General features: G+C 40.9%; 11 protein-coding genes. 6 read left to right on the top strand and 5 right to left on the bottom strand.

The window, feature by feature from the left end; genetic code table 11:
- Window positions 1-46: 46 nt before the first annotated feature.
- Window positions 47-694: an HD domain-containing protein gene (locus G4Y78_RS23570; RefSeq protein ID WP_163835334.1), complete on the bottom strand. Its 648-nt coding sequence runs from the start codon at window positions 692-694 to the stop codon at window positions 47-49.
- Window positions 695-885: 191 nt separating this feature from the next.
- Between G4Y78_RS23570 and G4Y78_RS23565 the strand changes: the two genes are divergently transcribed.
- Together G4Y78_RS23565 and G4Y78_RS23560 are read left to right on the top strand one after the other, a co-directional pair.
- Window positions 886-2,106 (top strand): RtcB family protein, encoded by a 1,221-nt coding sequence (locus G4Y78_RS23565; protein ID WP_178124466.1) that lies wholly within the window; start codon window positions 886-888, stop codon window positions 2,104-2,106.
- A 265-nt stretch (window positions 2,107-2,371) separates the two neighbouring features.
- On the top strand, window positions 2,372-2,743 hold the full coding sequence (locus tag G4Y78_RS23560) for a hypothetical protein (RefSeq protein ID WP_163835332.1): 372 nt from the start codon (window positions 2,372-2,374) through the stop codon (window positions 2,741-2,743).
- On the opposite strand, the gene G4Y78_RS23555 is transcribed toward G4Y78_RS23560, so the two are convergent.
- Entirely contained in the window at window positions 2,740-4,296 is a 1,557-nt protein-coding gene (locus G4Y78_RS23555; RefSeq protein ID WP_163835331.1) for an ATP-binding response regulator, read from the bottom strand. The genes G4Y78_RS23560 and G4Y78_RS23555 overlap by 4 nt on opposite strands.
- 706 nt (window positions 4,297-5,002) lie before the next feature.
- Between G4Y78_RS23555 and G4Y78_RS23550 the strand changes: the two genes are divergently transcribed.
- On the top strand, window positions 5,003-5,875 hold the full coding sequence (locus G4Y78_RS23550; RefSeq protein WP_163835330.1) for an SDR family oxidoreductase: 873 nt from the start codon (window positions 5,003-5,005) through the stop codon (window positions 5,873-5,875).
- A 95-nt stretch (window positions 5,876-5,970) separates the two neighbouring features.
- Here G4Y78_RS23550 and G4Y78_RS23545 read toward each other — a convergent pair whose 3' ends face one another.
- A complete protein-coding gene (locus G4Y78_RS23545; RefSeq protein WP_163836580.1) occupies window positions 5,971-6,636 on the bottom strand; it encodes an OmpW family outer membrane protein in 666 nt (221 codons plus the stop codon).
- 197 nt (window positions 6,637-6,833) lie between these two features.
- On the opposite strand from G4Y78_RS23545, the gene G4Y78_RS23540 reads away from it, so the two are divergent.
- Complete coding sequence (locus G4Y78_RS23540; RefSeq protein WP_163835329.1) at window positions 6,834-7,241, top strand: hypothetical protein; 408 nt, start codon at window positions 6,834-6,836, stop codon at window positions 7,239-7,241.
- A gap of 1 nt (window position 7,242) precedes the next feature.
- On the opposite strand, the gene amt is transcribed toward G4Y78_RS23540, so the two are convergent.
- Window positions 7,243-9,480, bottom strand: coding sequence for an ammonium transporter (gene amt / locus G4Y78_RS23535; RefSeq protein ID WP_163835328.1), 2,238 nt, complete (start codon window positions 9,478-9,480; stop codon window positions 7,243-7,245).
- 192 nt (window positions 9,481-9,672) lie between these two features.
- Complete coding sequence (locus tag G4Y78_RS23530) at window positions 9,673-10,293, bottom strand: hypothetical protein (RefSeq protein WP_163835327.1); 621 nt, start codon at window positions 10,291-10,293, stop codon at window positions 9,673-9,675.
- Window positions 10,294-11,179: 886 nt separating this feature from the next.
- On the opposite strand from G4Y78_RS23530, the gene G4Y78_RS23525 reads away from it, so the two are divergent.
- Window positions 11,180-13,276, top strand: coding sequence for a type VI secretion system Vgr family protein (locus tag G4Y78_RS23525; RefSeq protein WP_163835326.1), 2,097 nt, complete (start codon window positions 11,180-11,182; stop codon window positions 13,274-13,276).
- Window positions 13,277-14,215: a DUF4123 domain-containing protein gene (locus G4Y78_RS23520; protein ID WP_163835325.1), complete on the top strand. Its 939-nt coding sequence runs from the start codon at window positions 13,277-13,279 to the stop codon at window positions 14,213-14,215.
- Window positions 14,216-14,220 lie beyond the last annotated feature (5 nt).

Below are 14,220 nucleotides of genomic sequence, written 5' to 3'. Positions count from 1 at the left end.
TATTTTCTTCTCTTTATAATGCCTTATCGAAAGGATATTTAAGGCATTATAATTTGCTTAATAATTGTATTTCCCGCTGAATATTATCTCTAGCTTGTTGTTCGAACTGAGCATTAAATTCTTCGCTAAAGTAAAGTTTGTCTCTAGTTAAAAACGTAGAGAGTATTTTTTTTCGACCTTTTAAATATTTCTTTTTAGGTATAAACCAGTACTCTTTTCTAATTTGCTGGCAATAGTGTTGGTAGTTTTTCCAGTCATGTCCCAAAACAGCTAGGTCAAAGTCTAGAAACAATTGGCAGTCTAAAAGAAGGGAGGGTGCCTGATTTGTTAATGGCAGGTGTTTTTCTGTGGCTATAATCATTTGTGCTACATCATGGTTTAACGAGCCAAAGTGTAGTTGCTCTAATGTATAAATGGCTTTATCGGCGCTGCGTTTTTCATTATTTTTCCACCAAGGCAAGTAGTAATAATCGTGGAAGCAAATGGAAAAAAATACTGTTGGTGGTGAGGTGATAGATGACTCATACTGTTTGAAGAGTAACAGCATCTGCTCAATATGGTTAAGGGTATGGTAGTGCCGCCAAGGTTGGCTATATTGTTGGATAATCTTGTTCAGGGCTTGCTTGGCCACCAGCTGATGTTCACTTTGGTCAAGGTATTTATGCCAGTAATCACAGAGTAAGTTGCTATTCATTTTGTATCTTATTAGATAATACGCCTATCAAAATAGATATTTATATTACGAGCGTTATATAAATCGTAGATAATAAGTTGTTTTAAATCAATGTGTTATGATTTTTTTGAGTTTTTGGCATGATCCATGCCTTGTACGAGTATATGTAAAAGTTTGTTGCTAACTACTTTCTCGATCGTTGGATGTTAATTATGTCATACGAAGTTATTCATCAGAAAGGTTTGTCTCCTATTAAAGCCTGGACTTGTGGTTTGCCTTTTGAAGAAGAGGCTAAGCAACAGTTATGTAATATTGCCAGCCTGCCTTTTATTCATAAGTGGGTAGCAGTAATGCCTGATGTTCATTTAGGTAAAGGGGCTACTATTGGTAGTGTGGTACCTACTTTTGGTGCAGTTATTCCTGCCGCAGTAGGTGTTGATATTGGTTGCGGTATGATGGCCGTTAAAACCAGTTTAGTAGCTGCTGATTTACCTGATAATTTGTACGGCATCCGTCATGCAATTGAGGTGGCGGTGCCCCATGGCCGTTCAGCACGAGCCAGAAGAGGCAGGGATAAAGGGGCTTGGAATACCATACCAGATGATGTGGCTCATGCCTGGCAGCCTTTAAAAAAACCTTTTGAATTATTAGCTGAGCAGCACCATGTATTGCAGCAAACCAACAACCTTAACCATCTGGGTACTTTAGGTACGGGTAACCACTTTATTGAAGTCTGTTTAGATGAGGCTGGCAGTGTTTGGTTTATGTTGCATAGTGGCTCAAGAGGAGTCGGTAATCGAATAGGTACTTATTTTATTGAAAAAGCTAAAAAAGAAATGGAGCGTTGGCAAATTCAATTACCCGACCAAGATTTAGCTTACTTGCCGGAAGGTAGCGAATTATTTGGTCAATATTTATCGGCGGTTGAATGGGCTCAGATGTTTGCATTTACTAATCGTCAAGTGATGATGAAACGAGTGATTTATGCCGTTCAGCAAACACTTCAGAGACAGTTTTCTGCAGAGTTAATGGCGGTGAACTGTCATCATAATTATGTTTCTAGAGAACATCATTATGGTAAGGATGTGTTAGTTACTCGAAAAGGTGCGGTTTCTGCAAAAGAAGGGCAATTGGGGATTATTCCAGGCAGCATGGGGGCAAAATCCTTTATTGTAAGAGGGTTAGGTAACCCAGAAAGTTTTCATAGCTGTAGCCATGGCGCAGGCCGGGTAATGTCGCGAACCAAAGCTAAAAAGCTGGTAACACTGGCAGAGCATGAAGCAGCCACTAAAGATGTCGAGTGTCGTAAAGATAAGGATGTTATTGATGAAACACCAGCAGCTTACAAACCCATTGAAAAGGTCATGAAAGCTCAGGAAGACCTGGTGGAAATAGTGCATACTCTAAAACAAGTGGTGTGTGTGAAGGGATAAAGGAGTAGCAAAAAATAGGGTGGTAACATAGTTTTTTATAATGCCACCTAGTTTTTTGGGTTATTAAGCTTTTTAACTATTAATTTTTAGCAATAAATGGCTTTGAGTGGTACGTATTTAATTAAAATGACTTTTTGTTAGTGTGTTGTAAATGTTTTGATACGGTTGACAGGGGTCATTTATTATTAGGTTAATTGGCTGTTATGATGCCTTGTGAAATAATAATGGGCAAATGTACTTCAATTGTTTTATAAGGAAATACCCCATGCTACGTCAAAAATATATATTGACTGCTTTGTTGTTTATTGTTGGACACATTATGGTGGGGCAGGTAACAGCGGGGCAACAATGTTCTCTGTCTAGTCAGGGTTCTGCACGTTTGATTGTGATGTTTAAAACCTTGAAAGATCGGCAAAGCCCACAGGCCTTAGATTATGTTGCTGGTGTGGTAGGTCAGCAGCAGTTGCAAATTGTTCGCCCATTTCAAGAGAATGGATTAATTATTTGTGTGGCTGCTTCAAACCAAGCCGAGCTTGAAAACACAATTAGCAGTCTACAACAGCTACATTATATTAAATATGTAGAGGTAGACCAGCTAATGAAACCTATCAAGCCCAGTCCATTAGGTATAAATTAAACAGTGGGAACGGTGAAATAAAAAATAGCACCGCCCTCGGGGTTGTTTTCAAACCGCAATTTACCTCCATGAGTCGATATAATCGACTCGCAGACGGATAAACCAATCCCCATACCGTAGCTTTTAGTGGTAAAGAAGGGTTGAAACAGCTTATCAGCAGCGTCTTCTGTTAGCCCGTGGCCACGGTCAATAACGGATACTTTGACAAATTGATGGGATTTGTCCAGCTCTGTTTTAACCCAAACACCTATATCACGAGTTTCTCGGTCACGCATTGCTTCCATACCATTGCGGATTAAGTTAAGGGCAACCTGTTGTATTTGTACCGGGTCAGCTTCTATTAATGGCAATTCATCAGCAAGATCCAGGTGAATTTCCATGTTGTTATTGCGAGCATCAACTTCTGCCAGCTTAACCACATCGCTAATTAATTTATTGCAATCAACTTTTTCTAAGCAATGGGCAGGTTTTTTCACAAAGCTGCGGATGCGTGCAATAATATCTCCTGCTCTTCTGGCTTGCGTGCCAATTTTTTCCAAGGCTTCAGAGAGCGACTCTTTATTTAACGGATCACGCTGAATCATCCGATTGCACACTTGGGCATAATTACAAATGGCGGTGAGTGGTTGGTTAACTTCATGGGCAAACCCTGCAGCCATTTCGCCCATGGTGCTTAACCTTGATACATGAGTAAGGCGTTCTTTTTGTTCTTGCAGTTCGTCCAAGGCTTTTTGCAGGGCTTCTTCATTTTGTTTACGTTCAGTAATGTCTTTAAACACTACAACAGCACCTGAAGGCTGGCGATCTGTTTTGATTGGCGTAACAGAATAGGTAACTGGGAAGTGATAACCATCGTGGTGCCAAAATAAGTCTTCTTCAATATGTTGCTCTGAGCCGTCTTGTAACGTTTTCAAAATTGGAACCGTCTTCGGGTCATTAGGTTTAAGCAGAATATTGATTAACTCTTGGCCAATTAGTTTATCTTCGGCAAACCCTGTCATGCGGTTTGCTGCTGCATTGACAAAAGTGATGCAGCCTTTTTGATCCAAACCAAAAATCCCTTCTGTCATTGCTTCCAATATTCGCTGGTTATCGGCTTCTAGCTGTTTGTTTCGTTCAGAAAGAGCACGTTCCAGGCGATGAATTTTCAGCTGTGTGGCAACCCGTGCCAATACTTCTTCAGGCTGAAATGGCTTAGAAATGAAGTCAACTGCACCCAGGTTTAGCCCTTTTACCTTGTCTTTGGTTTCATCAAGGGCAGATAGAAAAATAACGGTAATGCCGTTGGTTTCCGGGTCGCCTTTTAATTGGCGACAAACTTCATAACCATCGATCCCTGGCATCATGATGTCTAATAAAATCAGTGCAGGTTTGTTTTTTTGAGCAATTTTAAGAGCGCTTTCACCATTTTTAGCCACAAGTAGCTTGTAGCCCCGGCCGTTTAGCGTTTGTAGTAATAGCTGTAAATTGGTGGGGTTATCATCAACCAATAATATTTTATCTTCAGCGATATCTCGCTCTGTAGGCACACTATTTGGGTCAGTTGCAGTCATAAAAAGCCATCATTCCTGTAATTCATTGGCTACGTAGCCCGAATATGTCATCAAACGACAGTCATTTTACTTTATTTCCCGCCAGCCTTGGCATCATCAAGGCTGGCGGGAAATAAAGCAATGTTGTTTAGCCAGAATGCCCAGATTCTTTGATATCTGATGAAATATTCGGCTGGTGGTACAGCCTGCCAATCAGTATCCCCAAAAGGTTTTCTTGGTTATAGGATGTATCACTAGACAAATTGTGCGCCATGACTAAGGAAGACTGCAACCACTTAAGGGGTAAAATGTTTGCTACTTTCTGTCAAAACGGCAACATTAGCGGTTAAGAGTTTTGTAAAGATGGCTATTAGGCCCAGATTGCCAGGTGAATACTTTGAGGCTCAGCCAGTTTGGGTTAATAGTTAACTTGTCGAAACAACTTCAATTGCTAGAAAATTTACAACGGGTTGCTGTATTAGGTAGTACCAGGTTGGTGTTATCAAATATACTGTTTCATTTATCATGGCTGTTTGCTACCCACTATAGTTGCACCAAAGTTATGTGATGTACACCAGCTGTTGGGTGGTTGACAGAAAGGCTATGGTTAGCATTAATTGGCTAGCCTATAGCTTTTCAAAAAATAATAAAGCTGGGTGTTCGAGATACTAGGTTATTTCACTGTAAGCCTATTAATAAGCTGCTTCAGGATAATTTAAGTTGGTTTATGAAAGTATTAGTATTTGGTGGCTCAGGTCAGGTGGGGCAGGAGTTATGTCAGCAACTGACAGAGCATGGGATTGTTTTTAAAGCGCCTAGCCACAAGGCTTTGGATATTGCTGATGATAAACAAGTTGCAGAGTTGATCGCACGTTATCAACCAACCATGGTAGTAAATGCTGTGGGTTATCGAGATTTGGTTAAGGCTGAGTCAGAGCCTTCCAAGTGCTTTGCGATTAATCGAGATGCGGCTGCCAGTATGGCTGCCATCTGTAGCAAACATAATATTACTTTAATCCATCTGTCGTCTTACTTGGTTTTTGATGGTGCTAAAACAGAGCCTTACACTGAAAAAGATACTGCTAACCCGCAAGGAGTTTTAGCTGGCAGCTTATGGCAAGGGGAGCAGTTAATTAGAGAACGCTGCTCCCGTCATATTATCTTACGTTTAGGCTGGGTGGTGAGTGCCAGGCGATATAATCTGGTTAATACAATTTTGTCCCAGTTGAAGCAAAATCAAGAGGTGTGGGTGGCATCAGACCGCTTAGGAAACCCAACCCCTGCAGTGGATGTGGCTGCAGTCATTATTGCAATTCTTTACCAGCTTGACTGCGAAGCAGAAGTCTTCGGCACTTATCACTATGGTGGTGTAGAGCCAGTAGCTGAAAGCAAGTTTGCTGAAGTATTGCTCAATGATGCTATGCAATATGATGAGTTACCCTCTGAAAAGCTGTTAGTAAAAGAATGTAATCAGCTGGATTATCTACCTAGCCATTTAAATGCACGTTTGTCTGTTAACAAAATCAGAGACACCTTTGGTATTCATGCAAAGGCATGGCGGCCTGCGATTGCGAAGATAGTGAAAGGGTTTTATGTGTAGTAAAGAAAAAGTATGGAGCAATAGGGTATTTGCTCACCGTTCGATCTTGAAGGGCCCTCCATGGTCCCTCAAGAACTAAAAAAGCAGTGACCAAGCTAAAACTTATAACCTAGTCCCACCATATAGACCCAGGGGTCTAACTCAACATCCACTTTTGCTTTGGTATTGCCTACTTTAAAGTTTGCTTCCGTATCAATATCGAGATACCAAACACTGGCATTTACCAGCAGATTATCAGTTAGTTTGTAATCAACACCTGCTTCGAAGGCAACTCCCCAAGAGTCCTCCAGGTCCAGACTATTGTAGCCTTGTGCTTTACGTTTGCTGGTAAATTCTTCATCAAAGAAAGTGGTGTAGTTAACCCCTGCACCTACATATGGCTGTAGGTCAGCCTTGGTGTCATTGAAGTAATATTGCACAGTTAATGTAGGTGGTAAGTGTTTTATATCAGCAAGTGAGCCATTATCAGGACTGCTCTTTAAATCCAGGGTATGCTCAAACGGTGTAGCGGCTAATAAACCAATTCCAATATGGTCGGTTAACATATAAGTGCCAGTTAACCCTAGTTGGGTATTGCTATCGACGCCAACAGTCCAGCCGGTATCAGCTCCACCTGCTTTTACATTACCGCTATCCTCATTGGGATTAACTGTTGCTGCACCAGCTCTGACGATAAAATCCCCTTCTTGATAAGCCATTACCCCCTGACTAAGGGATAAGCCTAAAGCCACAGTGGCAAATACAGCAATAGGTGTACGCATAAAAAATGACCTCATTATTCCTTACTTACGGCAACAAAGCGTTTATCGGAATATTAATTGGAGAGTCGTGTGACAATATTGAGTTATATCAATAATGAATGGAGTACTTTGTAAATTAGATGCTTTTAGGTAGTTTTACTTATTATGTCCCTTTGAGTATATTAATAAATACCCTTTGAGATGTTTAGCGAATTAAGATGGCAATAAAAATAACAGGTAAAGTAGGCAGTTTATCAGTGGACTTGTCAATAGAAGCCACTGATGATTTAAAAATGCTTATTGCTGAATTAAGTCATCTTACTCGGGAGGCTAATCCAACCTCAGAACCGCCTAGTGAATCTGTTTGCCAGTCATTGAAGAGTAAGGGAGTTCGTGAGGCTAAAACGCCCAAACAAAAGAATTTCTTTGAAAAGTCATTGGATTTTATCTGGCAGAAACAAACGGTTACCAATTACCAGCTCATTGATTTTCTTGCTGACAGTGGTGCAGAGGATGCGGAAATAAAGCGGACCATGATGCGGCTTAAACACAGTCATTTAATTCAATTGGAAACCATTGCAGGCCCTGGACAAAGTAGTTATTTAAAGTTCCATTGGCGTGGCTAACTTATTTAGCCACTGCAACTTCTTGATCGCTTGAGTTAATTTGAAACTGGTTGATAATTTCATGAATTTCCCTGATTAGCTCAAATAAAGAGGTGCTGGTTTGATTGGTTTCATCAGCTCTTACATCGCCTTCTTTGGCTAAATGGTTAATGGTTGATAAATCAGCTTCAATGGTATGGGTAACATCTTTATAGTTATTTAGCTGGTTACAACTTAATTGGGTGAGTTCAGTAATACTTTCAACATTATCTGAAATTCTATTTAAAGACTCGCCCATTTGTTTCGCTTGGTTCACACTGGCACTTGCATTAGTTGCACCTTGCTCCATTGCGCGGGCTGCTTTGATTGCGCCTGCTTGAATTTTATCAATCATTTGTTTTATTCGTTCTGTGGAGTTGGAGGCCCGTTGAGCTAACTCCCTTACCTCTTCAGCTACTACAGCAAAACCCCTACCATGCTCACCGGCTCGTGCTGCTTCAATACTGGCATTTAATGCTAATAAATTGGTTTGGTCTGAAATATCATTAATAGTGTCAGAAATTTGTGATATTTCATTAGAGTCATTTTTTAGCTCGTGAATAATCTTAGCCGCCTCAATCACATCGTTAGATAAGGTTTCGATAGCTGTGGTTGCTGAGTCTACAATGTCTCTATTTTGATTGGCCTCTTCACAAACGCTTAAGGTTTTTTCATAGATTTCGTTAGCGTATTCAGTAACCTGATCGGTCATATTAACCATTTCTTGTACAGTGTTTAATACTTTGTCGGAATTATAGGTTTGGTCCTTGGCAGACTTATGGAGGCTTGAACAAGTACTGCTTAAAGACTCACCGGTTTGGTTTAATTTGGCAGATGCGCCATTCAGATAGCTGACGGTTTTATAATAAGACTCGATGAGAGTATTAAATGCTTGGGCAATTTCGCCTGCATCACTCCCTTGTTCGAACGGTACACGGGTGGTCAGGTTACCTTCACCACCTTCTGATTTAGGTAAGACTGACTTCATGGCTTGTTTAATTTCAATTAAACCAGTTGTTGTGCCATGCTCAAATACATTAAGCCCAACTCGTTCGGCTTCTTCAGGTACACGAAGAAATTTCATATAGCGCATAATGCCGAATAAAATGGCTCCGGTACCAAATCCCCAGATAAATACGGCAATTACGCCTTGCGCTTGAACAAAAAACTGTTCCCATCTGTTGGCTATTGGGAGAGCCCCATCAGCTGCTACAAAAGCTAAAATAAGGGTGCCCCAGGCACCGCAAAAACCATGGGCTGCGACAACATTAACTGGGTCATCAATGCGTAATCCTTTGACCAACCACCACTCAAATGCATAGACGACAATACCTGCCGAAAAACCAATAAATACAGCACCAAGTGGATTAACCACTGCGCAGCCAGCTGTAATAGCAACCAGGCCCCCAATAATGCCATTTAATAATCGAGCGATGTAAATTTCTCCGCCATGTAATACTAGGGAGATTAAAAAGCTAGCTATTCCACCAGCGGCTGCAGCTAAACAAGTATTAAGAATGATTTTGGCAATATCCGTTGTTGCGGCTAAGGTACTTCCCCCATTAAAACCAAACCAGCCAAACCATAAAATCAATACCCCGATAACGGCCATTACTTGGTTATGGCCTTGCATTCTGACGGTTCTACCATCAGGGTTAAATCGACCAAGCCTGGGTCCTAAAATCCAGGCGCCTGCTAAACCTACCCAACCACCTAACGAATGGACAACCGTTGAACCTGCAAAATCAACCATGTTTTTTTCTGCCAGCCAACCACCTTCCCCCCAAATCCAGTGGCCAGATACTGGGTAAATAAATGCGCAAATGGCAATAGTAATAACCATGTAAGCAAGAAATCGAATTCGCTCTGCAACAGCGCCAGATACAATAGTGGCTGCAGTACCAGCAAAAGTAACTTGAAACACGAAAAAGGCAAAATCCATGGGTTTGCTAGCTTCTGATAAAGCAAAGTTACTACTGCCAAACCAGCCCCCGGCACTATCACCAAACATAACAGCAAATCCCACCATCCAGAACACTACGGTGGCAACGGTAAAGTCAGTAACGTTCTTTAGGGCAACATTAATAGTATTTTTAGCGCGGGTCAGCCCTGACTCTAAAGCGGCAAAACCCGCTTGCATTAGAAAAACTAAAGCAGCGGCTACCATTAGCCATAGAATATCGAGGGTTTGCTGAAGTTCAGCAAGATCTGCTGTTGACATAATAATGTACTACTTATTTTACTGGTGTGTTTCAAGAGTAAATATAGGAAAGGAATAAAATTATACAACTTGGTATGGGTACTTTATTCCGATAAACGCCTGAAATGCTTTAAAAGAATGTGTCGTCAAGCTAGGGGCGAACATCAAATCGCCCCAAAAAGTATGTTGGAAACATCCTAAGAATGGATTAGCTTATTTGCGCTCCCACAAGCCGATAAATTGAACTCGTTTGGTTAAAAGTCGTTTAGGCCAGCCATCACAGCCAACCGGATGTTTTAACTCGATCAATTTAAAGCCTGCTTTATCAAAAATTTTTAGCCATTCCCATTTATGCTGATAGTGCAGTGTACTATTGGTTTGAAGTTTCCGGTTACCTCTCATATCCTCCAAGGCTATTAGGAACCAGCTGGGTAAGTGACTGTATGTGTAATCTTTGATTAAACAATAACGTTGGGTTAAGCGTAGAATATCCCACAAAGTTTCTTTAGGGTCTTTGGAGTGATGTAGCACATCAACTGCACAGGTTAATTCAAACGACTGATTAGGCAGAGGTGCCATTCGGCCGTTGTATAAAATAGCATTACGACTTACCGGGTGGTGTTGGCGCCAGCGCAGCATAGCTACATCATCAGTTATCCCATTTTGTAGTAATCCTTGGCCAAACCATTCATCGCCATTACTGAATTCGAGTGCATTGTTAAATGGACTGAGTGGTTTAAGTAATTGATTACATAGTTTGAGGGTGTTGATTTCATGAGGGCTAAGCCGCCTGGCAAAAAGCGGGGCGGGTGCCCTAACTTGATTTGCAGACATATTATTTAGGTCCTATCCAGTGGTTATAAAATTTGGCACAACTACAAAGAAAAAAGCTCCTGGTAGTAAAACTAATCAGGCAGCAAGTAATGAAAAGTTATATCCTTCGTGAATGAGTTATCCATTCACATTGGTTATAAGAGTTGCAATGTGATTTTTATTGTCGTTAAGCAGTCTAATCGATAGATATGGAAATATGTTGTCATCAAATAGCTGGGACTAGTTTATGAGTGTCGATCATAATGATTATGCAAATTGAACTTTAATTTAAAAATTATTTCGCTAATATCATTTTTTCTTTTCACTCAGCGATGCTATTTGTATCTTGAAGTTTAACTTTGAAGCTTTTCTAAATGACTGTAGGCTTTAAAACATACAGTACATACCCAATACACTTCAGGTGACTTAAAGTGTATGAGCAATAAAATGCACAGCTTTCTAGTGGAACTTGAGCACTAGTTATTCATTTTGAAAAATATCCGCATAAAAAACAGCCATATGAGTAAAAGCTTGCACTTTACTTGGTTGGTAATGAGCGATTTTTTGCTCTATTTAAACACTACCCTAAGAAAATAAGACCTAAGTTGTTTGGTAACCAATTGATTTTATTGTTAATCTTTGAGTTGGTATAAGGGTTGATAACCCTATGTGGTTGGAGTAAATAACCCTATTTGTAGGGTATTGCTGTTGGTTGTTTGTGCAGTCTCAGCCAGTTGGTTTTATCTCTTGTAAATGCCACTTATTTTACGGATGCCCCACTAGGTTTCGTGTATATTGCTCCAGCAAAATACCAGCTTAGAGTAAGCCGGTACTAGTTGATAAAAGTCAATGCAAGTCAATGCAAGTCAATGCAAGTCAATGCAAGTCAATCAAGGAACAATAGATTATGACGCTCGCCGCTAATCGAAGTCGTTTTATGATTCAAGTTTCTGGTAGTCAAGAAGTGCTTCGAGTGATTGACTTTAGCGGTACAGAGGCATTATCAAAAAATTATCAATTTGATGTCAAAGTAGCATCAGAAAACCCTCAGCTGGACTCAGCTAGTTTCATTAATCAGGCAGCAGTGTTAAGCATTGAAGATGGTACCAGTACCCGGTTGGTACATGGTGAAATCAGTTTATTCCAGCAGCAGGCTGTTGGCAGAAAATACCATACCTATAAGTTGAGGCTTGTACCTAAACTATGGTACTTACAGCAACGAAAAAATAGCCTCATTTTTCAAAACTTATCCGTGCCAGATATTATTAAGCAGGTATTAGAAGCGGCAAATATTTCTGCAGAACATTATGAGTTCAAGTTAACCGCTAGCTATTCCTCCAGAACATATTGTGTGCAACACCAAGAAACAGATTACCACTTCATTAGTCGTTTGATGCGTGAAGAAGGAATGCATTTTCATTTTGAGCATACGAATAGTAGCCATAAATTGATATTTGGTGACAGTAAGCCTGCATTTCCTCGCTTAAGTAAACCGTTGCAATATTACCCAGTGTCTGGAATGGTGCCTGAAAATGATACAGTTTATCGGTTGGCTTTAACGCGCAAAGCGGGGGTGGGGAAAGTTGTTTTACAAGATTACAATTTTGAGCAACCGGGTTTAAATCTGGCCGCCAGTGCTACAGAAAGACAGCAACAGGCTTTAGAGTTTTACCATTACCCTGGCGAGTTTAAAGATCCAGGCTCAGGGGAGCTGCGGGCTAAAACCGAACTGCAGCGGTTACAAACTGCCCAGCGACAAGTGGAGGGTGATTCAACAGCAGTTCGCTTAACTGCAGGCTATAGAGTGGTTGTAGAGAAACATCCGGCCAGTCAGTTAAACCAAGATTATGTGTTGGTAGAAGTCACTCATGAGGGTAGTCAACAACAAGTATTAGAAGAGGAAGCAACAGGCAAAGGTACCCAATACAACAACCACTTTATTGCTTTACCTTCTGAAATGGCAGTACGTACTTTGGCTGATGAGGATGCAGAAAAGCCGACACATGAGCTGAAGGGAATGCAAACGGCAGTTGTTGCTGGGCCGGGTGGAGAGGAAATATACACCAATGCCTATGGCCAGATAAAAATACAGTTTCACTGGGATAGGCAAGGGCAAAATGATGAAAACAGCTCTTGTTGGGTACGGGTAACACAAAACTGGACTGGCCCGCAGTGGGGGAGTTTTGTATTACCCCGTATTGGCCAGGAAGTTATGTTGGACTTCATTAATAGTAATCCCAGTCAACCTATAGTTGTTGGACGACTATACCATCAATTACAGCGTCCCCCTTATAAATTACCAATAAATAAAACTCGCAGCACTTTTAAAAGCCAGAGTAGTCCAGGTGGTGAGGGTTTTAACGAAATTCGCTTAGAAGATAAAAAAGGCCAGGAGCAAATTTTTATCCATGGCGAAAAAGACAGCGATTGGCATGTGAAAAATATTCAGCACGAGCAAGTGCAAATGAACCGACATTTAATTACCAATGCTAATCGTTATGAACAAATTAAAGGAGACCATCACACTACTGTTGATCTTGCTAAAAGTAGCCAGATTAATCAATCGCAACACTTAACCATTGGCAATAGTTATCAGTTAACTACAGCCACTTCCCATTTGGAAAATACTGGTAGTGAAACTCACCTGAAAAGTGGGATGAAAATTGTAATTGAAGCGGGTAGTCATGCCACCCTTAAAGCTGGCGGTGCTTTTATTACATTGGGACCTGAAGGTGTTACTGTGCAAGGCTCATTGGTAAGACTAAACAGTGGTGGTGGGGCCAGTAGAGGATCTGCTATTTCACCTATTACAGCAACAGTTGCGGTACAAGCGATCACTGATATTGCTGGTAAGGTAGCAGAACCACTAACGGCTGCCCCATCGCAAATGGCTCAATTAACCTTTGCAAAACTTTGTGCAGACCAAGTAAATAAAGGACGAATTAATAACTCAGCTTTTTGTGAGCAATGTGAGCAGGCTGCTAAACAAGGAGCGGATAAATAAATGACTAAAGCCTTAATGGAACGGCTTTCAGCTTATTTTGCAGATAATCCCTCAGAACATTGTTATCTGATATTTGATAGTGCTGGCCATGAGCAATTGCCTGCCAAGTTTTTTGAATTAGCAGGTGAGTGCGAATATCAACTGTTTTTACCCAATGGGGCAGAGTTACCGATTGATAATCAGCCCTTTATTGCTAAATTGCCTGGCCAAGATCTACAGCACCCGTTTTGGTTATGGTTATTTGAACAGCCTGCTAGCAACGGTTTTTTTTGGTCAATAGCGAGCCGTTTTGACTTGCAAACGGTATTGGCCCATTTGCGTAGTATGCTGCAAGTAAAATTGCCTGATGGACATCAGGTTAATTTTCGGTTGTTTGACCCAAGAGTACTTAGTCGCTGGTGGCCATGGCAACAAAGTCAGGAGCCGGCATTATTGGTGGATTATTTAAAGCCAATCGCAAGCTGCTGGTTGCCGGTAAGCGATGAATGGGTGACCATCACTAATCCGCAGCCCCATAACCAGGTTATTAAAGAGCCTAATTGGTTGATGTTAAGTAAAGACCAATTAGTGCAGTTAAATAAAGCCTCCGATAAAGTCCTTTTTGCTAATACACGTTATTATCTGTATGACCACTATCCACAAGTATTGGCCCAATATCACCCGGCTTTAATTGATTTATTAATTGAACAGGCACTTGCAGTTGCTAAACAGCAAGGGATGCGTTCAGAGTACGCTATAACCCAATGGGTAGTGTTGATGTTTTCGATGGGGCCTAACTTTTATCGGCATAAAATACTAGCCGCTTACTTTAAGGCTTATCAGGATCATCAAGATGATAACCGACTGGTAGAGCATTTATTGAAATTACCCGCAGAAAAATGGCAGCAGGTGTATAAGGACTATGATGCAGCAGGCTGGTTTTATTCTCTTCGTGAATGAGTTTG

Source organism: Spartinivicinus ruber, from assembly GCF_011009015.1.
Lineage (GTDB): Bacteria > Pseudomonadota > Gammaproteobacteria > Pseudomonadales > Zooshikellaceae > Spartinivicinus > Spartinivicinus ruber.
Note: the sequence above shows the minus strand (reverse complement) of the source record. Positions and strands in the feature narration are given on the sequence as shown.